The sequence below is a fragment of the Arenibacter troitsensis genome (assembly GCF_900177645.1).
Lineage (GTDB): Bacteria > Bacteroidota > Bacteroidia > Flavobacteriales > Flavobacteriaceae > Arenibacter > Arenibacter troitsensis.
Genome location: NZ_FXAO01000008.1, coordinates 108,617 through 131,313 on the forward strand (window position 1 = coordinate 108,617; position 22,697 = coordinate 131,313).

The window sequence follows — 22,697 nt, forward strand, 5'->3', positions numbered from 1 at the left end:
TTATTGTAATTTAAAATTAACATTTAACCCTATGCTACGAGTAGATGGCAAACTTGTTCCTTCAATACCAGTATAATTAATATTGGCGCCAAAATTGTTCTCAGGGTCAATATTCTTAGCATTCCTCATAAGGATAGCCAAATTTCTAGCAACCAAGGAGATATTTACGCCTTTAAGTACATTTGTATTTTGAAACAAATCTGATGGCAAAGAATACCCCAATACTAATTGTCTTAATTTAATAAAGTCTCCATCAACAACACTTGTACCGGTAATATTTTGAGCAAGAGCCTTATAATATGCTTCTGCATCTGCTGTAATCCCGTTGGTGGTTACCCCACCTTCACGACCTACTAGGGTCGTTTTGTTCAAACCTCTCCAAGTAGAATAGTACTCGGTGGCAGAAAGCACTTTGTTTCCAAAACTATAATCTATCAAAAAGGATAGGTTGAATCCTTTGTAATTAAAGTCGTTATTCCAGCCTCCGTAAAGATTTGGTAGGACCGAACCAAAATTCTTAAATTCTCCTCGTACAGGAAGCCCAGCCGCATCTACTACTATGTTACCGTTGGCATCATAGGTATAGTCGTATGCTCTGATCTGGGGGCCGGCCTCACCAACTACAAACGAGGTAACGGCATTGCCTAAAGTACCTCTATTCTGTCCTAAATTAATGGGGTTGTCGGCCAAGTCTGTTTTCAATACCTCATTTTTCAAAGTTGTTAAGTTCAATGAAGTTGTCCATGAGAAATCATCATTCTGAATAGGAACACCTGTAACCAAAACTTCCAAACCTTTATTTTGAACAGATCCATTTCCAATTACACCAGAAGAAAACCCTGATGAAATAGAATATTGAGCATTTTGAATCTCATTCTTGGTTTTCTTATCAAAATAAGAAATATCAAATGCCAATCTATTTTGAAAAAACTTGACATCGAGGCCAAATTCATACTCACTAATAGTAAATGGTTTTAACGTATTAGGTAAACTAGTAGGGGAAGAACCTGTAGGTATTCCATTAAAAGTGTTCCCAGAATTGTAATAAACCTGTGTTAAATAAGGATCCGCCGGTTCTCCACTAGTAACTGCATAGGATGCCCTAAATTTACCATACGAAAGACTTTCTGAATTTATAAGATCCGAAAAGGTGAACGCACCTGTCACAGAAGGGGTAAAGATATCGCGATTTCCAGCAGGTAAGGTCGAATACGTATCATATCGTCCAGTTGTACTTAACGTTAAATATCTCTTATAACTAAAATCCAAGGAATAGTAAGCCGACTGTACTTCCCTTTCATTAAAACCATAACTTCTTGATTGAGTCTCCGTATTTGCGGGAGTATACAAATATGGCAGAACAAAACGTCCACCACCTACGCCAACGGTTTCATATCTGTTTTTTCTTAAATTGGTCCCTAATAAGGCGTCCAATTCAAAGTCATCAGTAATAACGAAAGATCCGGCCAACAAACCTTCCAAATTAAATTCAGAGGTTTCAGATTGACCTTTTCGACCCAAACCACCTTTTAAATCGCCAGTGTATGCCAATCCCCAAGGATCCACTTGAAAATCCGAATCATGGGCAACATCATTACCCATACGTACCATGGCATATATATTATCAGTAAAATTATATTTTGTAGACAATATGGAGATAGTTCTTTTCCTGCCAAAATCATTTACTCCTTGGTTAGAAATAAAATAAGGATTGGTAACGTAGATATCATCACTAAATACAGTTTCCGCCCCCGTAACAGGATCGAATCCAGGAGCATAAATCGTAGGATCCACATTAGGTGCCAAAAACAAAAAGTTATTTGGATTTTTTGGACCATCGCTCAATAATGGACGATTGTCAGTCTGTTCATCAATATAAGTCACCTTGGCAGAAACATTAAGTTTATCGGTAATATTCTGGTCGGCACTAAACATAAAATTATATCTTTTTACACCGCTGTTCGGCACTATGGACTTAGCATCCAAATAAGAGGCTGATACTCTAAACGATCCATCCCCTAAACCTTTGGTGACTCCAACAGTATTCGTGAAATTACTACCAGTCCTGTAGAAATCAAGATAATTGTTTTTGGCAACATCATAAGTGTATTGGTTTCCATCGAAACCCACCACTTGACTACCATCCAATTTGGCTCCCCAAGATGATCTGGCAGTCGTACGCGCGTCAGGTGCAGTAGCAGGTTTTATACCACCAACACCTTGGCCATACTCCTCTTGAAAATCTGTAAAATCCACACCTTGCTCCACTGTATAATTAGTGTTGTATGAAACCTCCCAATCAGAGCCTTTTTTTCCTTTTTTAGTTGTAATCAGAATAACACCATTTGAAGCTCTAGAGCCATATAAAGCAGATGCAGACTGACCTTTAAGAACGGTCATTTTTTCGATATCATCCGGGTTAATGTTTCCAATACCATCACCGCCGTCGGCACCACCCCATTGGCCGGCACTACCACGTTGTGTATTATCTAAAGGGACCCCATCAATGACAAATAAAGGAGATCCTCCAGATGTACTTGAAAGACCACGCAAGAAAATTTTAGAGGTTCCACCTGGACCACTACTAGTACCCTTGATGTTAACCCCAGCTACACGTCCAGCCAAAGAATTGGCAACGTTTACTTCTCTAGCCTTGGTGAAATTTTCAGCATCAACAGTGGTAACGGCATAACCAACTTTACGCTGTTCTTTTGTGATACCCAAAGCAGTTACAACCACTTCGCCCAGTTGTTCCGCATCTTCCTGCATAGATACATTAATAGTATTGGATGCACCTACAGTTACCGATTGGGTTTTCATTCCAAGAAATGAAAATACCAATACATCACCGCTTGCTGCTTCAATGGAATAATTTCCATCAAAATCAGTCTGAGATCCAGTTGTGGTTCCTTGTACAAGCACGTTTACACCTGGTAGAGGGGAACCATCCGTAGCATCAGTGACCGTACCTGTCACCGTTTTGCTTTGCGCCAGTAACGGATAGGCTCCGAACACTAGTACAAAAAATAATAGCAATTTTTTGACCATAATAAAGTTGTTTGAGTTAATAAATTAGTTGTATGTTAATATTAAGTTAAGAGTGAAATTAATCTTTTTTTTTAATAAAACAAATAGTAAGGGCACAAATGTGTTCGAGCACATTGAATAAAACCTTAATTATTTTAAGGTCGATCTTGATTAGTTGTCTGTTTTATCAACCTATTTAAAGGTAGTAATGAACGTTTTCTGAAGTAATAACATCTATAGGAAGGAATTCGTGTGGAGGTAAGGACTTTCCAAAAAGAAAATGTTCTGCCAAATAATTGACACCCAGAAAGGCCTGTCTTTTAGGCTTTTGGTGAATTAAAAACTTTATATTCCCTTGCCCAAGATGCATAATGTTGGGCTTTAATAAATCATATCCTATAATGACCACATCATCTTTTTTAAGTTCCTGAAATGCTTCGACCAACATATACGCCTTTGAATTGGTTACAAAAAAAGCATTAATTTCAGGATTGCTTTTTATAAATTGGGAAACTTCATGGTTAAAACAATTTTTTTCGGCCGAATTAAAAGTTTTGGAAACCATAATGTGTTTGCTATCCGACCTTTCCTTAAAAAACTCTATAAACCCATTTTCCTTGGATTGCATATGGGGTTCTTTATTGATATGGATTATGGCTATGCCATCATTCTTTCCAATTATTTTCTCCATTAAACTTGCTGCAACCCTGCCACTTTGTTTTAGGTCCTGGCCAATAAAAATTTGCTCCTTAAAGCAATTAATATGATTATTGAACAAAACCACCGGAATTTTGGCTTCACAACACTGTCCCAAAACCACTTGTGATTCGCTTTCAAAGATGGGTGCCATTAATAGCACATCGGGTCTTGACCGAATAGCTTCCTCTGATTGCTCCATAAAGGAAGATTTCTCGGCAGGGTCGTAAAAATATTTCCTTATAAGTATTCCAAAAGGGGTAAATTGATCTGAAGCCTCTATAATGCCTTCATTGGCAGGAATCCAATAAGGATCCTTATTGGGGTCGGGAAGTAGAACATGTATACTATAGGTTTTGTTTCTCTTAAGGTTCCTGGCAATTGGATTGGGCTTATAGTCTATCTCCTTAAGTACCTTATCAACTTTTTCAAAAGCATGTTTGGAGACCTTACCTCGTTTGTGTAATACCCTATCTACCGTTCCCTTGGAAACACCTGCCATTTGGGCTATGTCCTTTATAGTGTATTTCTCCTTAATCATTATAGTATAGTAGTAGATACGAGAACAGAATTTTTGGCATAAGAAGCAAATGTTAACAGTTTGCTAACATTAAATATATAAATAATCCTATCAAATCACCTAAATATTTCGTGGACTTGATAAAATTTCATTGTCTACACACCATTAAACCTACCCAAATTCAGTCATAGAATGGATCGTTGGTGGTTTAATTACGGGTTCAGGTCCAATACAAGACCGTTAAAATGAAGATTAATATTATGCCTCTATTGGGGGATTTTTTAAAAGACGGTCAAATCCTTCCAATATTGTTGCCAATATGATTATTAAACAACACCCAAAAGCATTTAACCACAGATAGGACATCCAGTCGTAACTCCAACCTATAATTACGATGCACTGGGTTATTAAGGCAGCTACAAAGACGGCATTGCCCTTAATAAATTTAAAAAAGAAGGCAATCAGAAAAATACCTAGAACGTTTCCATAGAATATGGACCCTATAATATTGACCAATTGAATGAGGTTATCAAATAGGTTGGCCACGCAAGCAATAGCAATGGCAATAACACCCCACAAAAGGGTAAATAATTTTGAGGCCTTTACATAATGTGCCTGGGTAAATTCACCTTTCTTGTTTCGCTTATATAAATCCAAAGATGTAACCGTTCCCAAAGCATTCAATTCGGAGGCGGTAGAGGACATGGCCGCCGAAAGTATAACTGCCAATAATAGACCTATTAGTCCCTTGGGTAAAAAATTTAAAATAAAATGGATAAACACGTAATCCTTGTCATTGGTCTCCACACTATCATCGGCCAAAGAAATTAGTGCTTGGGCCGCCTTTCTATTTTCCTTGTCCTTATTATTGATACTTACAATATGTTGTTTGGCATCTTCAATAGCATCGTACTCCTTAAGATCCAAGGCTCCGGAGAATTTATTTTGAGCCATTCTTTTTTCGCTCTCTAAGACTAAATGTTCTTCTTCCAATATCTTATAGTCTTCGGAATAGGAGGATTCCATTATGGCACTGGTAGCAGCCGGATTAAAGTTTAAAGGAGAATGGTTGAACTGAAAAAAAATAAATACCATTACACCCACTAGTAAAATAAAGAATTGCATTGGTATTTTTAGCAATCCATTGAAAATTAGTCCAAGCTGACTTTCCCTTACAGTTTTTCCGGAAAGATATCTTTGTACCTGACTCTGATCTGTTCCAAAATAGGCCAGGGCAAGAAATAGTCCGCCCGTAATTCCACTCCAAAAGGTATAGCGACTTGTGGTGTTGACACTAAAGTCCAAAATATTTAATTTATCACTGGCCCCGGCAATCTTCAATGCCTTGCTAAAAGTAATGTCCTCCGGCAAATAACCAAGTATAAAAAAGAAGGCAATAAACATTCCGGTCATTATAATGAACATTTGTTGTTTATGTGTAACACTCACAGCTCTGGTACCCCCAGAAACGGTGTAAATGATAACAAGGATACCTATTAAAATATTTAGGGTTCTTAAATCCCAGCCCAATACGGCCGAAAGAATAATAGAAGGTGCAAAAATGGTAATACCGGCGGCAAGACCACGTTGAATTAAAAATAATAAGGCCGCCAGCGTCCTTGTTTTTAGATCGAAGCGATTTTCCAAAAATTCATAGGCGGTATATACATTGAGTCGATGATAAATGGGCACAAAAACAAGACATATTATAATCATGGCCAATGGAAGGCCAAAATAAAATTGAACAAATCCCATTCCATCATGAAATGCCTGTCCAGGAGTGGACAAAAATGTTATTGCACTTGCTTGTGTAGCCATTACGGAAAGACCTATGGTCCACCATTTGGCATCGTGACCACCAAGGACATAGTCCGTTACGTTCTTACTTCCCTTTGTTCTCCAAACCCCGTATCCAACAATGAAAATAAGGGTTCCGACAAGTATAATCCAATCTATTGCAGCCATTTTATCGGTTTCCTGTCATTATTAAATAAAAAACAATTATATAGATGATATTCAGTACTAGCACTAGCGTATACTCCTTTTTCCAATCAAATTTCTCGAACATAACTATTCTTGTTTTTTATTTTTGACTTTCCTGTTTTAGGGAAAGCATATTGGCAAACAGTCTAAAAGCACCTGTTACACCGGCCGGTAATTCCCTGAAAAAGCTCAATCCCGTATAAATATAGTTCCCCTTCCCGTATGGTGCAACTAAAAGGCTACCATTTAAACTTGCTTCACCTTCATCGTTCATTGAAAGTATTGGGGTAAACTCTTTGGACCATTGATCCGGAAAATACAGACCACGTTCCTGAACCCAGCCATTAAAATCGTTTTGGGTTATTCTATTGGGATAGTTGACTAAGGCATGCGATTTAGCCAGTATGTCCACATTGGAAGATTCATCCGTAACCCTATCACGTGAAATGGATAAAGGGTAGGGGGCAAGGTTATCCATGTCCAATCCATTTCTACCAGCGGTGTTGTACTGAACAATTAGGTTGCCACCCTCTTTTACATAATCCAATAAATAGCGCTGCTTAAATTTTAATTCATCCACCACGTTGTACGCCCTTATACCAACAACAATAGCATCATATTTGTTCAAGGAACCAGCTTGAATGGTTTTAGGGTCTATGTATTCTACCTTATATCCTATTTGTTTGAGACTTTCGGGTATTTCATCGCCAGCCCCGTTTATATATCCTATATTTTCCCCATTCTTGTTAATGTCCAGTCTCACCACTTTGGTTTCGGAAGGCAACAGCACAGATTGTTTGGGAATATGGTCATAGGATATTTCTATCAATTCTTTCGAGATTTCCTTACCATCCACTTTTACAATTGGGGAAATATAATTTTCATCTTCATTGGCAGGGGGTGTTAATATAAAATTCAATATTCGTTGGTCTCCCTTTTTTCCAATTTCAAAGGATTTTATTTCTTGATCAACTTTCCAACCCTTTCCAAAGCACAGCTGTAGTTCCCCCTTTACATTGTCTTTAAGTGCTTTAATTGTAACGGGAATTTCCTTGGGTTCGGAACTGGCAAAAATAATCACCTTATCCTTAAAACTCGCCGTTGCCTCTGGCAATATTTCAAAGGGTTGGTATATTTCCCCCTTATCCGGTTTGGAGTATCTGTAAACAACCGGTTTTGTAATATTTATGGCGAATCCGTTGAATTCCATTTCAAAATTTACCTCAAAGGCATTGGGAGTTTCCGGTTTTCCAATTAGGTTTTGGTCCTTTACCGTATACATTCCAGTAGTTCCTTTATTGTTCAACCAATAGGGACTTGTGTAGTCCTTATTGCTTGGAACATTTATATTTATTTGGAATAACTCTTTCTTGTTTTCTTTTAGGGCGATATTTTTATTTATACGATTATCCGGGCCGGTGGAAACAGCTAATAGATTAATGTCGGTATTGCTTCTATTCAAAACTTCAATATTTATACTGATAGTACTTCCGGGATAGGTGTTGGATTCTTCGGCTGTTGCTTCCAAATAAAGTCCACAAACCGCTTGGATAATGTCCTCCAACTCCTTTTTTTTAATTTTTTTCCAATGCTCGTCCTGTAATTTCAAAATGGCCTTATATCCTTCAATAAGTTGCGGCAGGTGTTTTGCTGGTTGGGTAAAATCAAAATTTCTTTCAATTTCATATAAAATCTTCCCAACAGCTTCCCCACCTTCAACACGCGACCATGTCGTATTTATTCCGTCGAAAATATCGGATTTATTTTGGGGGAGGTCGCCCTTTAAAAGTTCTATATACTCGTTCTCACTACCCCGTGTTGATAATCTTCCAAAACCCTGGCACAAATGCTGGCTACTGGCAAGTGATGCTATTTCGTTGTTGGATACGCCTCTTAAGGGATAATAGACCCCAACATCAAGATCTATCATTTTGGATTTGTCCGCTTTTTGAAATTTGTCCTCACTTCCATAAAACCACCATGAAGTATTAAAAAATAGCCTTTTTGGTTGCCATACGTCCGTACTTTTTAGTTGGTCCGGATATATATTAGGGTTGTTGGCCAAATCGAAGGCCTCATAACTAAGCATGGCAGAAGAGGTGTGGTGGCCATGTGTGGAACCTGGGGATCTGTGGTCAAATCTATTAATGATAACATCTGGCTTAAAATTGCGAATAATCCAAATAACGTCACTTAACACGGCCTCCTTATTCCAAATCTTTAAGGTTTCATTCGGGTGCTTGGAGTAACCAAAATCATTGGCCCTCGTAAAAAACTGTTCCCCGCCATCGATACGCCTGGCAGCCAATAACTCTTGGGTGCGCAAAACTCCCAACAATTCCCTTAGTTCGGAACCTATTAAATTTTGACCTCCATCACCACGGGTGAGGGATAAGTAGGCTGTTTTGGCTTTTACTTCATTGGATAAATAGGAAATTAACCTTGTATTTTCATCATCGGGGTGTGCGGCAATATAAAGGGCAGACCCCAAAAAATTCAATTTTTGAATGGATTGATAGATGTCCGAGGAAGTATTTTTTTTTGGTGCCTGAGCGTCAATAAGTTGGCAAGAAAGTAGTATCCCCCAAAAGAATACCCAAGGAAGGCGCATATTTATACAGTTTTAGTTGGTTCCCAAATATAAAAATATAAAATCCGTAGCTGTAATTTTTACAACTACTTTAACACCTTAAAGTACTTCACTCCTTTCCAAGGAGTCTTCATAGGTTTGTGCCAGAGCTATGGCCTTTTGAAGCATCATATTATTTGGGTAGGTAAAAAGTTCCCCGTTATTCCTTCTAAGATGGATATGAAATGCCCTTATATCCTCTATCAGATAGACTTCATTTGGCAATTCAATTTCCTTATCCATTATTTTTATTTTATCCCCAATTTTAAATGGAAACGAGAAAAATAGTATAACCCCGGCAGTAACATTGCTCAATATGGACCATTGGGCAAAAAGGGCCACTCCTATTACGGCAAAAACTGAGGAAAATACAAGACCGATGTCTTTCATTTCTACACCCCAAATAAGAATGAGCGCCACTATTCCCAAGGTAGTAAGGCCTACAGTGGAGTATTTTATGATCAACCTAGTACGTACCTCATTGATATCGCTAATCTTTCCAACTTTTTTTATGGCTTTAGTGCCTAGATACTTCAATATCAATAGGACCAACAAACATATAGCCGTCCCCAAGAGTTCGTTCTTGTATTCAAAAAATAGTGTATCCATAAAATCTATAATCCTAAACTGTCGCGTAAAAATACATCACTATTTTTGTTTTCCTGCCAATAAGCCCTTTTTAATGTTTTTATTTTTGTTGCCCTGGTAGTTAGTGTTTGGGCATTGGGTCCAAATCCACTTTTATAAGTTTCGGACCAATTTTCAATAGTATGTGGGAAGGATTTGGAAAAGCTAATTTCCAAGGTTCTTTCCAATTCTGGATAATCCATTTTATAAGTGTAAAGATCCGTTGTAGTACTGAGTTCAGCATTGGCATCATAAGCTTTTAAAGGTTTGTGCGCCAAGCGCAAATATTCCATGGAAGGCACAATTTTAATGTTGCCTGCCGGAAGGTTGCTTGGATTGATCCTTATTTTGTTCCATATTTCATTTTCTAAATGCGTTTTGTCCAAAGTAATGGTTTGATCCCCCTCGCTCTCAAAATAGGAAAAGGATTTTATCTCAAATTTATCCCTGTTGTTCAATTGCGAAAATACCTGACCACACCATTCCTGAACCGAGGCGGTTAGTTTAATGGCGTGTTGATTATCCGATACAGGGTAAAAACTACTGTTCATTATAGAGTAGGGGTAGATACCGGTTAAGAATTTCTTAGTACTATTAAGTTTCAATACAGAAACGTTATTGGAATTTGATTGATCGGCTTTCACCTGTTTGTCCGCTAAAAAAGGCTCGGTAACATAAATTAAAACCGCTTTGCCATCCCTCAGTTCACCGTAACGGGCCTGTTCCAATGTATAAGAAGTTATTTCGGCTTTCCCTGTATACCAATACTCTTTGAACTCTTCGGATAAGGGAGTTTTGACCAATTTAGGCTCGGAAATTTCCTTATCATTGCCGTCCAAAGAAATATTTTCGGAATCATTAGTATTTTCCTTACATGCACTAATAAGAACCAATAACAATAAAATATGTGCAAAAATGAAGGTAAACAGACGTTGCATAGGATATAATTTTTTCTAAAATTATTCAAAATAAGCTAACCTACCATGGCCATTAACGTTTTGTAAACCAATTGGGTCGGCAATCCTACCACATTGGTATAAGAACCCTGTATTTCCTCAATCCCGATAAGGCCTATCCAATCCTGTATGCCATAACCCCCAGCTTTGTCGAACGGATTATAGTTCTGAATATAATTTTCAATTTCCCAATGGCTCAATGTCTTGAATTTCACCTTTGTAGATTGACTTACAGTTTGTTGACTTTTGTTCGTGGTAAAACAAACAGAGGTAATTACTTCGTGCCAATCGTTGGAGAGTGTATTTAACATGGAAAACGCCTCCTTTTCATCGGCAGGTTTTGCCAATGAGATATTGTAATGCCAAACCACGGTATCGGAAGTGATGAGGATATCCTTGGGCGCTAAGTTTTTTGGATATCCGCCAGCTTTTAATTCTGCCAGATAATCCGAAATTTCCGCACCCTTTAAATGATCGGGATATATCTCCTGAATATGTATTGGATCTACAATAAAATCTATTTCCATTTCCCTAAAGAATTGCTGTCTTCTGGGAGAGGCGGAGGCAAGAATTATGCGATATTCCTTTAGCTTGTTATTGGGCATATTGTTAATCGTTCTTGGCGCTAAAATTTTCGGCCCAATGCCCTCTCACTTTCAAAACCTGTTCTATGACATCCCTAACACAGCCGTCTCCACCGTATTTATGCGAAATGTATTTAGATATGGCCTTTACTTCAGGGACAGCATTTTGTGGACAACAGGGAATACCCGCCAATCTCATAGGGGGGATATCGGGGATGTCATCACCCATATAGAGAACATGCTGTGGGTTTATATTGTATATATCCAAATATTCGTCAAAGGGGTCTATTTTGTGATGGGCCCCCATATGTATGTCGGTAACTCCCAAGCCCCTTAATCTTAACCTAACGCCTTCGTTGGTACCACCAGAAATGATACAGATATTATAACCTTGTTGAATGGCCACCTTTACAGCATAACCATCCTGAACATTCATAGTCCTTAACATTTCACCGTCTGAGGTGATCATAATTTTGCCATCTGTAAATACACCATCCACATCAAATACAAAAGTGGTTATGTCCTGTAGCAGCTCCTTATAACTTTTGTCCATACTTTTCTCCTATCAATTTGCTTAACAAGCTGTAAATATCCTGATAATTTTTATTTTTTAGCAGATTTAAGTGGCTTTCCATAGTCTTCACATCGTTTCTTTTTGCCGGTCCGGTTTGGGCTTCTGTGGGAGATAGCTCTTCTAATTTATCTACGGTTTCTTTAATTAAAGGCCTCAACATGGAAAATGGCAAATTATTTTCAGCACAAATGTCGTGGCCTATCGAAAAAAGATAATTCGCGAAATTATTTACAAATACTGCCGCTAGGTGAAGCGCTTTCCGTTGCTCACTCGTTATCTCCTGTACTTCCAAACTAATGAGTCCTGCCAATTTCTTTAATAGGTTGATATCGATTTTATGTTCGGCCTCTATGCAGATTGGTACCTTTTTAAAATCTATAGTTTTGGCCTTACTAAAGGTCTGCAGGGGATAAAAGACCCCTCTATGATTTAAATCTCCCAGAGAATTTAAGGCAACACTTCCAGAGGTATGGACCACTAAACCTTTTTTCTCCTTTAGATAAGAAGCCACATGGGCAATGGCATCATCACTTACGGCAATAATATAAATATCCGCGTCCGTAATCTTAGTGAAATCCGTCCCCGTAGCAACCTTATTCCTAAAGTGGGTGAGGTGGTCTTCGTTCCTGCCTATTATCTGTAGCACATTTATTTCTTCAACACCCGTAAAGACATCGTACAAATGCTTGGCCACATTGCCAGTTCCCAGTAAAACTATAGATATCATAGTCAAAAGTAAATATTAAATCAAAATTAAAGGTTTATGGGCGATAAGTTTTTTGAATATCGATGTTTGACTACGTTTGAAACGGGCGGCCAATGTTAACCTATTTTGACGGCAAGTACTTACTGAAATGAATTGCTGCAAATTTAAACTAAGATGTAGAAATACTACTTGCTCCCTTTATATAGCAAAACACTGCATAGTCTTAATAGGAATTTATTTATATAATTTTTTATCACCTAAACCATGGATATGAATCCCAGAGTAAAAGGATATAGCCGTTGGCAGACAGGCAATATAAAACTATATCGGTAAACATCAGAGCATTCCAATCCCGTTTGGTGGGTAATTACTCAATTAACAAAACATTTAATAATTAAACTCCTATAAAAATGTATTTTTGCATGTTTAAATCAAACCTTCTTGCCAAAATGATTGAACTCCTTAAAAAAATCTTCTTTTCCACACGTTTAATGGCTGTTTTATTTATTGTTTTCGCTACTGCCATGGCCTTTGGTACCTTTATAGAAAGCTGGTATAGTACGGAAACCGCAAGAATATGGATTTACAACACTACGTGGTTCGAGGCCATCATGGTATTTTTTGTTATTAATTTTATTGGGAATATTAATCGCTATAATCTTTTAAAAAAGGAAAAATGGGCAATACTGTTATTACATCTCTCTTGGATTTTAATAATACTTGGAGCATTTGTTACCCGGTATATAAGTTTTGAAGGAATGATGCCAATAAGGGAAGGGAACACGGAAAATGTTTTTTATTCCGACAAAACCTACCTTACCGTTTATGTGGATGGGGAAATAAGCAACGAGCCCAAACGGAAGATTTTAGAAGACGATATATTGGTTACCACGGAAGCTATCAAATCCAATTTGCCCTGGAATTCCGATTTTAATGGACAACCATTTACCATATCCTATGCCGGATTTATTGAAGGCGCAAAAGAAGGTTTGGTCGAAGATTCCAATGGGAAGGAATATTTAAAAATTGTAGAAGCAGGTGACGGACAACGTCATGAGCATTATTTGGAAAGCGGGGAGGTTAGCAGTATACACAATGTTTTGTTTTCCTTGAACAAAATGACCGAAGGAGCTATCAATATTATTGAGTCCGATGGTAATTATCAGATTAAATCCCCTTTCGAAGGACAGTTTATGAGAATGGCCGATCAATTGCAGGGAGAATTGTTCAAAGACAGCCTTCAAACCCTGCAGTTAAGATCTTTATATACTACTGCAGGCATGCAATTTGTAATTCCCGAACCTATTACCAAAGGTTCCTATGGGGTAATTTCCATTCCAGAGAACGAAAAAACGGAAAATGACCTGGATGCCTTGATAGTGGATATTAGCAGCAATGGTGAAACTGTCCGCAAAAAATTGTTGGGAGCAAAGGGTGTGGCCAATTTTTCCGGGGAATTTGAGGTAGGAGGTTTGGACTTTAACCTTTCGTACGGTTCCAAGGTGTACACCTTGCCTTTTGGAATTAAATTAAATGATTTTATTGCCGAGAAACATCCGGGAACCGAAAACAGCTATGCCTCCTTTATGAGTAAGGTAACCATTGAGGACGAACGTCCTTTCGACTACGATATTTACATGAACCATATTTTGGACCACAAGGGATATCGCTTTTTTCAAGCTAGTTTTAACCAAGATGAGAAAGGAACAATATTGTCCGTAAACCACGATTTTTGGGGTACTTGGATAACTTATATCGGGTATTTTTTATTGTATGCCGGACTCATGGGTATTATGTTCTATGGTAAGACCAGGTTTAAAAGTTTGGGTGCTTCCTTGGAGAAACTAAAAAATAAAAGATCCAAATTGGCTGTACTATTTATCCTAGGAAGTACATTAAATACAATGGCGCAGGATAATGTAGAGACAGATTCACATGCACATGACAATACCCCTACTGCCCAGCAGGTAGATTCGTTGTTGCACGCCATGACCCCATCCAAGGAGCATGCTGCCTCTTTTGGGAAACTTGTAATTCAGGATGCCGGTGGAAGAATGAAACCCATAAATACGTTTTCTTCCGAATTGTTGAGAAAACTAAGTCTTAAGGATAAATATACCGATTTCAATTCCGATCAGGTATTTCTATCCATGATGCTAAATCCAAGAGTTTGGTATTACGCCGAATTTATTGCCTTGGATAAAAAAGGGCAAAATGACAGTATCCGTAAGATAATAGGTCTGGAACATGGCAAAAAATTTGCAAAGGCTACAGATTTCTTTGATGAAAAAGGGCAATACAAATTAAGTTCTTACCTACAGGAAGCCTATGCCACCAATACCCCAAACCAATTCCAAAAAGATTTCAAGAGTTTGGATGAACGTTTGGTGCTATTGAACAGGGCTTTGGGAGGTGAAATAGTCAAGATATTTCCGTTGCTCAATGACGACAATAATAAATGGATCTCGGCCGTGGAATATAGGGGAGGCCAATATCAGGTATCGGATTCCCTATATGCCAATTTTATAAAGAATGCCGTTCCCTTCTATTTAATGAGCTTGGAGAAGGCAGTAAAATCTGGCGACTATTCCGAAGCCGATAAATTGTTGGCCGCCTTTAAAAAGAACCAAGAAAACCACGGTAGTGAGGTATTGCCCTCTGAAAGCAAAATTAATGCGGAAGTATTCTACAATAAGGCAGATATTTATAATAAGCTATATAAGTATTATGCCTTGGTGGGACTCCTAATGTTTGTGCTACTGGTATTCCAAATTATTAAGGATAGAAAAGCTCTTCGTTTTAGCATTGCCGGGATCAAAGTCCTAATTTATGTGTTTTTTATCGTACATACCCTTGGATTGGGAATGCGTTGGTACATATCCGGGCATGCTCCTTGGAGCGATGCCTATGAGAGTATCCTATATGTTTCCTGGGCCACTTTGGGTATGGGGCTTCTTTTCAGCAAGAAAAGTAATATGACGGTCGCCGCGGCTACTTTTGTGACATCCATGCTGTTGTGGATTGCGCATCAGAGTTGGGTAGACCCATCAATAGCCAATCTTGTGCCGGTCTTGGATAGTTATTGGTTAATGATCCATGTTGCGGTAATAGTTGGTAGTTACGGCCCCCTAACCGTGGGCATGATCTTGGGTGTAGTTAGTCTTTTGTTGATCATCATGACCAATAGTAAGAATAAGGAAAAAATGGACCTGAACATCAAGGAGCTTACCATCATCAATGAACTTTCCTTAACGGTAGGTCTGGTTATGCTGACTATAGGCAATTTCTTGGGAGGACAATGGGCTAATGAAAGTTGGGGTCGCTACTGGGGATGGGATCCAAAGGAAACGTGGGCCTTGATCTCTATAATGATCTATGCCTTTGTAATTCATACCAGGTTAATTCCAGGCCTACGTGGTAAATGGATGTTCAATTTTCTCAGTGTAGTGGCCTTTGGAAGTATTATGATGACCTATTTTGGGGTGAATTTCTATTTAGTAGGACTTCATAGTTATGCCAGTGGGGCACAGGTGATTACGCCCACTTTTATTTATTATACCGTTTTCGGGGTATTGCTATTGGGAGCGGTAAGTTACTGGTGTAATAAAAAATATTATACCAAGTAACTTTAAACTTTTCTAATTTTAAAGCAATTATGTTTTAATATGAAGTAAAGCGATTATGTTTCTTTAGATATCTTAGATGGAATATTAAGAATTCATTTGGTGGATTTTTGATTATTGACAGTGTTTATTTTCTTCACATAACACAATTCATTACTCATGCCGGACGCTAACAAACTTACCTTAGGTAAATTATACAAGTACTTCATCATAGCTTTGACCGGCAAGGATACTGATTTTACTTCTGGAAGTATCAGAAAAGCGATTTTTATGCTTTCCATACCTATGGTATTGGAAATGTTAATGGAATCTATTTTTGCTTTGGTAGATATTGCATACGTATCCAGGGTTAGCGTTAATGCAGTAGCAACAATAGGTCTCACAGAATCGGTAATTACATTGATTTATGCCCTAGCCATTGGTTTAAGTATGGCTGCAACGGCAATTGTGGCCAGAAGGGTTGGTGAAAAAAATCTTCAGGGAGCTAGGGAATCGGCGGTACAGGTTATCATACTGGGAATTACCGTAGCTATTATTACTGGAATATTTGGAGCTATATATTCCAAGGAAATCCTCGGTTTAATGGGCGGAAGTTCAGAACTAATAGAAGAGGGCCATGGTTACACCCAATTGATGATCGGAGGTAATATCACTATACTACTGCTTTTCTTAATAAATGCCATTTTTCGGGGAGCAGGGGATGCCTCGGTTGCCATGTGGATCTTGGTGCTTTCCAATGGTCTAAATATCATTCTTGATCCAATTTTTATTTTTGGGTGGGGACCAATTCCTGAATACGGAGTTATGGGCGCTGCAATAGCGACCAACATTGGCCGGGGTACTGCAGTTTTGTTTCAATTGATAATTTTGTTCTTTGGATGGAGTAAGATCAAAATTGGCATTTCGGATATAGTAATCCGCTTTAAAGTGATGACAAACATCATTAAAGTGTCAGCTGGCGGTATTGCCCAATTTTTGATCGGTACGTCTAGTTGGATATTTTTAATGAGGATTATGTCCGAATTTGGAAGTGAAGTTTTGGCAGGTTACACCATTGCTATTAGGGTTATAATGTTTTCCTTAATGCCTTCGTGGGGAATGAGCAACGCGGCCGCCACGCTTGTCGGCCAAAATTTGGGAGCCAATAAACCAGATAGGGCCGAAGAATCTGTTTGGAAAACTGGCAAGTATAATGCCATCTTTATGTTTTCTATTTCCTTGATTTACCTATTCTTTGCAGAAAATATCATTTTATCCTTTAATAGCACTCCACAAGTTGTAGAATATGGCACTCTGTGCCTACAAATTATTGCTGCAGGCTATGTGTTTTACGCTTACGGTATGGTATTGACACAGGCATTTAATGGAGCAGGGGATACAAATACCCCTACTAAGATTAACTTGTTAATATTTTGGGTGCTACAGCTTCCTTTTGCTTATATAATGGCTATGACTTTTAAGTTTGGGGCTATTGGGGTGTTTTTAGCCATTTCAATAGCCGAGGTTTTGCTAACCCTAGTTAGTTATATACTGTTCAAAAAGGGTAAATGGAAAGAAATTAAGGTATAAGCTATTTTTGTAACTTTATCCACCATTAGTCTTAATCAATTTAAATAGATAGCATGAAACAGCAAAAAAAGGGACTTAATACCATCTGTACCCATTTCGGACAGCTGGAGGACAAGGAGTTCAAAGGGGCCATTTCACCTTTGTACATGGGAACAGCCTATGCCTTTGAGGATATTGATGTTAAACGCTACCCACGATATTTCAACACTCCCAACCAAGTGGCCTTGGCCAAAAAAATAGCGGCCCTGGAGCATGCCGAAGCGGCATTGATTTTTGGAAGCGGTATGGCCGCAATCAGTACTTCCCTCTTGGCATTTTTAAAGGCTGGGGACCATATTGTAATACAAAAGATCATTTATGGCGGCACCTACAATCTCATAGTTGAAGAATTTGAAAAGTTTGGGATATCGTACTCTTTTACCGATGGTTTTAAGGCTGAGGACTTTGAGGCAAAAATTAAGGAAAATACCAAGGTAATTTATATAGAGACCCCATCCAATCCGTTATTGAACATTACAGATTTAAAGGCAGTGGCCGACCTTTCTAAAAAACATGGTCTTATATCCATGATCGACAATACTTTTGCCAGTCCGGTGAATCAAAATCCTGTTGATTTTGGCATAGATGTGGTAATCCATAGCGCTACAAAATACATGGGTGGACATTCCGATATTTGTGCTGGAGCCGTAGCTTCAACAGAAGCTAATATTAAAAAGATATTCAGTTTGGCCAAAAATTTTGGGGGTAGTCTTAGCGATTACACCGTTTGGCTATTGGAAAGGAGCATTAAGACCATGGGAATCAGGGTTAGGGCCCAAAATGCAAATGCACAAAAAATGGCCGAATATCTGTATGGGCACAAAGATATATCTGCCGTATATTATCCTGGTCTACCCTCGCATCCAGACCACAACATAGCTAAAAAACAGATGAAGGGCTTCGGGGGCATGCTATCCTTTGAGTTAAATGCCGATTTTAATGCTTCACAATTTCAAAAGTCATTAAAATTAATAAAACCGGCCATGAGTTTGGCGGGGGTGGAAAGCACGGTACTTTCCCCAACCTTAACCTCACATTCCCTTTTAAGTGCCGAAGAGCGAAAGCGACAAGGAATTGCAGATGGGTTGATCCGTTTTTCTGTAGGAATAGAAGAAACAGAGGATTTAATTGCAGATTTGGAACAGGCTTTGGAAATAGTAAGAAAAGAAAGTAAACTGGCCGTTTAGGTTTATTTTCGCCTATTATTCGAGGAAAATATTAAAGAAAGTGGAGATGTGCCAGAGTGTAATTGAAAGCTTTCAGGAACATAGTAGACATAGATTAAATGAAATTAGACATATTAGTATTTGGCGCGCATCCTGATGATGCCGAATTGGGGGCAGGGGCTACCATAGCAAAAGAAGTGGCCAATGGCAAAAAAGTAGGTATCGTAGATTTGACCCGTGGGGAATTGGGTACCCGTGGTTCTGCCGAAATTAGGGATAAGGAAGCCGCGGCAGCTGCTAATATTTTAGGGGTTGCTGTACGTGAAAATCTGGAATTTGCCGATGGTTTCTTCACAAATGACAGACAGCATCAGTTGGAAGTGATAAAAATGATCCGAAAGTACAGGCCCGAAACCGTCCTATGCAATGCTATTGAAGATAGGCATATAGATCATGCCAAGGGTAGTAAATTGGTAAGTGACGCCTGCTTCCTAAGCGGACTTATAAAAATAGATACCAAAATTGACGGGGAGGACCAATGGCAAGAGGCCTGGAGACCAAAATTGGTGCATCATTACATTCAATGGAAAAACCTTGAACCGGACTTTGTAGTGGATGTATCGGAATATATAGACGTAAAAGTACAGGCAATAATGGCTTATAGTTCCCAATTTTATGATCCTAAAAGTAAGGAACCTGAAACACCAATTAGTAGCAAAAACTTTATAGATAGCGTAGTGTATAGGTCAAGGGACTTGGGTAGAATGATCGGTATAGGCTATGGGGAAGGTTTTACTACCGAAAGATTCGTTGCCGTTAAAAGCCTTGATAGCCTTATTTAGGCCGATTTTTGGAATTGCTTTTTTCCCTTGGGAACAGTAAAATAGAAGGTAGAACCTTCATTAATTTCACTCTTGACCCATAAGGTACCGCCATTTTTAATGACCATTTCGCTGCAGAGCGATAGACCAAGCCCGGTTCCCTTTTCGTTATTGGTACCATAGGTGGTGATATTGGTATTTTTTGATAGTATTTGTTCTTGAACATACTCGTCCATACCTATGCCATTATCCTTAACAAATACTTCCAAATAATCCAACCTGTCCACGTATCCAATGGTTATGTGTCCGTTGTTGGGAGTGAATTTTAGGGCATTGCTCAAAAGATTTCTGATAACGATGTCCATTTGATTTTCGTCGGACCAGATTATGGCCTTGTTGACGATTAAATTATCCATGGTAATCATTTTGGTAAATGCCAATTCACTTAATAAATTAATATTGTTCTCAACAAGCGTATTTAAATCTACATTGGTAGGGTCTGTGGTGGCTTCCCGCATTTGCGATTGGCCCCAAGTAAGTAGATTGTTCAGGGTAAAGGAAATACTATTCACGTCGTTCTTTAATTTGGGTATAAACCCCTTAAATTCCGATTCTTTAATATCGCCACTGTTCAGTAATTTTAATAGTCCCTCCAAAGCACCTATTGGGCCTCGGAGATCATGGGCTATAATAGAAAAAAGTTTGTTTTTGGTATTATTGGTCTCCCATAATTCAGCCTCCCTTTGTTCAAGATCATGCTTTTGGCTTTCTAGTTCCTTGTTTAGTTTTTTCAGGATTTTTTGTCCCCTTGCCACTAAAAATGCTATAGCGCCCATAATGATTACAAACAGCACGGCTATATAGATATAGAGACGTTGTTTGGCCAAAGCTTTTTCATTTTTGGATACCAATGCTTCCTGCTGATTCTTATGACTTATTTCGGTTTTCAGCATCGCCATACTCATCTTGTTCCCATCTCTGGACAAGGTATCCGATATTTGCCTGAAAATTTCATGATATTTAAGGGCCGCAGCATAGTTCTCCTGATTCTTATAAACTTTGTATAGGGTATTGGAGCATTTTTTAATGCCCTCCATAGACTTAATGGTTGTGGATATTTCATAGGCCATCATCGCATAATTCTGTGAAATACTGTCCTTTTCCAATCCAAAATTCGCTTCGGCCATCCCGTTGTACAAATCTATAATTCCGCGATCATCTTGAAGATTTTCATGTAGCTCTACACTTTTGTTATACCAGTATAATGCCCTGGTGTATTGCTGTTGTTTTAGGTATACCTTGCCCTTAACCTCGTAGGCATAGGCCAGCCAGTCCCATACCTCACCTTGTTCAAAAATTTTAATGCTACGGTTTATTTTAAAAAGGGCATTTTGAAAATCTCCAGTTTCGGCATAAATTGAAGCTACATTGCTCATAGTTTCTGCAGAGCTGATGTCATCTCCTATTTTTAAGTTTAATTTTTCAACCTTATTATAGAAATATAGGGCCTGATCGTAATCTTTTTGGGTAGCATATAAGTCCGCAACATTTTCATAAAGTATGGACTCCATTTTACTGTTGCCATAGGTTTGTGCCAATTTAATATTCTCTAAATAGCCGAGCAAGGCCGTTGAATAATTCCCGCTATATACGTTTTCATTCGCCAATTCATTGCCCACCCTTAATATTAAGTCATGATTGTTGTACTTTTTGGCATTGGCCAATGCCATTTCATAATTATCTATTGCTTTGGAATGCTCACCCATATCTGAATAATAGGTTCCTAGGTTGTATAAAGCTTCACTAACACCTTTTTTATAATCAATGTTGCTACTTAATTTCTGGGCTTCACTGGAAAGTAATAAGAGACTATCGGGATTCAAAAATCTAAGTTTGGCCCCCAGTTCCATTAACAATCCAATATATAGGGTATCTTTATTTACCTGTTTATTTTGACTTCTTATGTTGGTAATTTTTTGCCTTAATTCCCGAATGGAGGTTTCTTGGGCAAAGTTGACGCCACATAGGAAGAGGAGTAACCATAATACCGTTAATTTTAATTTAATCTCCCGCGAGCTTATATACGATGCTTTAAAAGACATTTATCTTAATTTAACTGTGGATAAAAATATCTTTCCTTTAAAATATAGGCTAATTTATGTTGTGAAAGTGCGGTTTTTTGTGTGTTTCATCCAGTATAATGAGTATTTGGTCGATAATTGGAGCGGAGAATTATCGTATATTTCGCTAAATGAGTCCTTTACGAAATGATATAAAATAAGCAGAAAATTATTTTGTGCGATAGAACTAAAGATTTATCTTTGCCACCGCTTACAAATGGTGGTTGTAGCTCAGCTGGTTAGAGCGCTGGATTGTGGTTCCAGAGGTCGCCGGTTCGAACCCGGTCTTCCACCCAGAAATACAACCCTGTCAGAAATGACAGGGTTTTTTTGTGATTTAATGTTTGGTTTTTGGGGGAACTTACAAAACATCACAGATTTATTATATTTACTATTATTAATAAAAACGAACAATCAACAAAAATAGATTGATTGTACACCATAGTAAACCATTATATGTCATTTAGATTATCATTACTTTTCTTAATACTTACCAATGGCCTGTTTTCACAGGTAAATAGCATTGAATGGGAGCCGGATTACTCCTTTAACATTAAGGATTTCCAAGGCGCCAAAACTTCCATTAATGAGGATATAGACAAAGAGTTGGTACATTCTGGTGTTATACTGGATTTTGAATATCAAATGTCCAACGTTGAGTTTATGTTTACAAAGAACTTCAATTCCAAGGTGAGTTGCACCTTTCACAGGGATGCCGCAGTGATAATGGCTCCCGATAGTTTGGCTGCGGAAAGACTAATGGATCTAGTTAAATTTGATTTTGATCTCTCTGAGCTTTATGCCAGAAAAATTAGAAAGGAACTATTCGAAAACAAAAAAACCTTTTCGGATGCCACCTTTTTTCAACCCTATTTTGATAAAATGATAGCGGAACGCAACAAGATCAGTTCAAGGGTCTATTCAGAAACTGATTTTGGCAACAATCAGGAAGTATTGACAAAAGAACATGAAGCGGTGAAAAGTGAACTTAAGGCATATTCAGATTACTGCAAGGAGTGCAAGCCCCCTAAAAACCGTAATAAAACCAATTGACCAA

15 protein-coding genes and 1 tRNA gene are annotated in these 22,697 nt (G+C 38.3%); 6 read left to right on the forward strand and 10 right to left on the reverse strand.

What is annotated here, in order from left to right; genetic code table 11:
- The 9 genes from B9Y87_RS17515 to B9Y87_RS17555 form a co-directional block, all read right to left on the reverse strand.
- The gene (locus B9Y87_RS17515) at positions 1-3,048 is read right to left on the reverse strand and encodes a SusC/RagA family TonB-linked outer membrane protein (RefSeq protein WP_085500271.1); all 3,048 of its coding nucleotides are present in this window, start codon (positions 3,046-3,048) and stop codon (positions 1-3) included.
- A gap of 175 nt (positions 3,049-3,223) precedes the next feature.
- Positions 3,224-4,264 (reverse strand): LacI family DNA-binding transcriptional regulator, encoded by a 1,041-nt coding sequence (locus tag B9Y87_RS17520; RefSeq protein ID WP_085500272.1) that lies wholly within the window; start codon positions 4,262-4,264, stop codon positions 3,224-3,226.
- Between the two features lie 237 nt (positions 4,265-4,501).
- Positions 4,502-6,208: a sodium:solute symporter family protein gene (locus B9Y87_RS17525; RefSeq protein ID WP_085500273.1), complete on the reverse strand. Its 1,707-nt coding sequence runs from the start codon at positions 6,206-6,208 to the stop codon at positions 4,502-4,504.
- 118 nt (positions 6,209-6,326) lie between these two features.
- A complete protein-coding gene (locus B9Y87_RS17530) occupies positions 6,327-8,837 on the reverse strand; it encodes a PIG-L family deacetylase (RefSeq protein ID WP_085500274.1) in 2,511 nt (836 codons plus the stop codon).
- A 78-nt stretch (positions 8,838-8,915) separates the two neighbouring features.
- The gene (locus B9Y87_RS17535) at positions 8,916-9,464 is read right to left on the reverse strand and encodes a mechanosensitive ion channel domain-containing protein (RefSeq protein ID WP_085500275.1); all 549 of its coding nucleotides are present in this window, start codon (positions 9,462-9,464) and stop codon (positions 8,916-8,918) included.
- Positions 9,465-9,469: 5 nt separating this feature from the next.
- Complete coding sequence (locus B9Y87_RS17540; RefSeq protein WP_085500276.1) at positions 9,470-10,420, reverse strand: septum formation inhibitor Maf; 951 nt, start codon at positions 10,418-10,420, stop codon at positions 9,470-9,472.
- 35 nt (positions 10,421-10,455) lie between these two features.
- Positions 10,456-11,043 carry a Maf family protein gene (locus B9Y87_RS17545; protein ID WP_085500277.1) on the reverse strand — a complete coding sequence of 196 codons (588 nt, stop codon included), beginning with the start codon at positions 11,041-11,043 and terminating at the stop codon, positions 10,456-10,458.
- A gap of 4 nt (positions 11,044-11,047) precedes the next feature.
- Positions 11,048-11,575 (reverse strand): KdsC family phosphatase, encoded by a 528-nt coding sequence (locus B9Y87_RS17550; protein ID WP_085500278.1) that lies wholly within the window; start codon positions 11,573-11,575, stop codon positions 11,048-11,050.
- Positions 11,559-12,323, reverse strand: coding sequence for a Rossmann-like and DUF2520 domain-containing protein (locus B9Y87_RS17555; RefSeq protein WP_085500279.1), 765 nt, complete (start codon positions 12,321-12,323; stop codon positions 11,559-11,561). Before B9Y87_RS17555 ends, B9Y87_RS17550 begins: the two co-directional genes overlap by 17 nt.
- A 428-nt stretch (positions 12,324-12,751) precedes the next feature.
- On the opposite strand from B9Y87_RS17555, the gene ccsA reads away from it, so the two are divergent.
- The 4 genes from ccsA to bshB1 all read left to right on the forward strand — a co-directional run bounded on the left by ccsA (position 12,752) and on the right by bshB1 (position 19,541).
- Complete coding sequence (gene ccsA, locus B9Y87_RS17560) at positions 12,752-15,928, forward strand: cytochrome c biogenesis protein (RefSeq protein ID WP_085500352.1); 3,177 nt, start codon at positions 12,752-12,754, stop codon at positions 15,926-15,928.
- A 156-nt stretch (positions 15,929-16,084) separates the two neighbouring features.
- The gene (locus tag B9Y87_RS17565; RefSeq protein ID WP_085500280.1) at positions 16,085-17,494 is read left to right on the forward strand and encodes an MATE family efflux transporter; all 1,410 of its coding nucleotides are present in this window, start codon (positions 16,085-16,087) and stop codon (positions 17,492-17,494) included.
- Between the two features lie 53 nt (positions 17,495-17,547).
- On the forward strand, positions 17,548-18,720 hold the full coding sequence (locus tag B9Y87_RS17570) for a trans-sulfuration enzyme family protein (protein ID WP_085500281.1): 1,173 nt from the start codon (positions 17,548-17,550) through the stop codon (positions 18,718-18,720).
- 98 nt (positions 18,721-18,818) lie between these two features.
- Complete coding sequence (gene bshB1, locus B9Y87_RS17575) at positions 18,819-19,541, forward strand: bacillithiol biosynthesis deacetylase BshB1 (RefSeq protein WP_085500282.1); 723 nt, start codon at positions 18,819-18,821, stop codon at positions 19,539-19,541.
- Here the strand turns inward: bshB1 and B9Y87_RS17580 are convergent.
- Positions 19,538-21,622 carry a tetratricopeptide repeat-containing sensor histidine kinase gene (locus B9Y87_RS17580; RefSeq protein WP_085500283.1) on the reverse strand — a complete coding sequence of 695 codons (2,085 nt, stop codon included), beginning with the start codon at positions 21,620-21,622 and terminating at the stop codon, positions 19,538-19,540. The genes bshB1 and B9Y87_RS17580 overlap by 4 nt on opposite strands.
- A gap of 237 nt (positions 21,623-21,859) precedes the next feature.
- Here B9Y87_RS17580 and B9Y87_RS17585 point away from each other — a divergent pair.
- Together B9Y87_RS17585 and B9Y87_RS17590 are read left to right on the forward strand one after the other, a co-directional pair.
- Positions 21,860-21,935: transfer RNA gene (locus B9Y87_RS17585), tRNA-His, on the forward strand.
- Positions 21,936-22,096: 161 nt separating this feature from the next.
- Complete coding sequence (locus B9Y87_RS17590; protein WP_085500284.1) at positions 22,097-22,693, forward strand: hypothetical protein; 597 nt, start codon at positions 22,097-22,099, stop codon at positions 22,691-22,693.
- Positions 22,694-22,697: the final 4 nt, after the last annotated feature.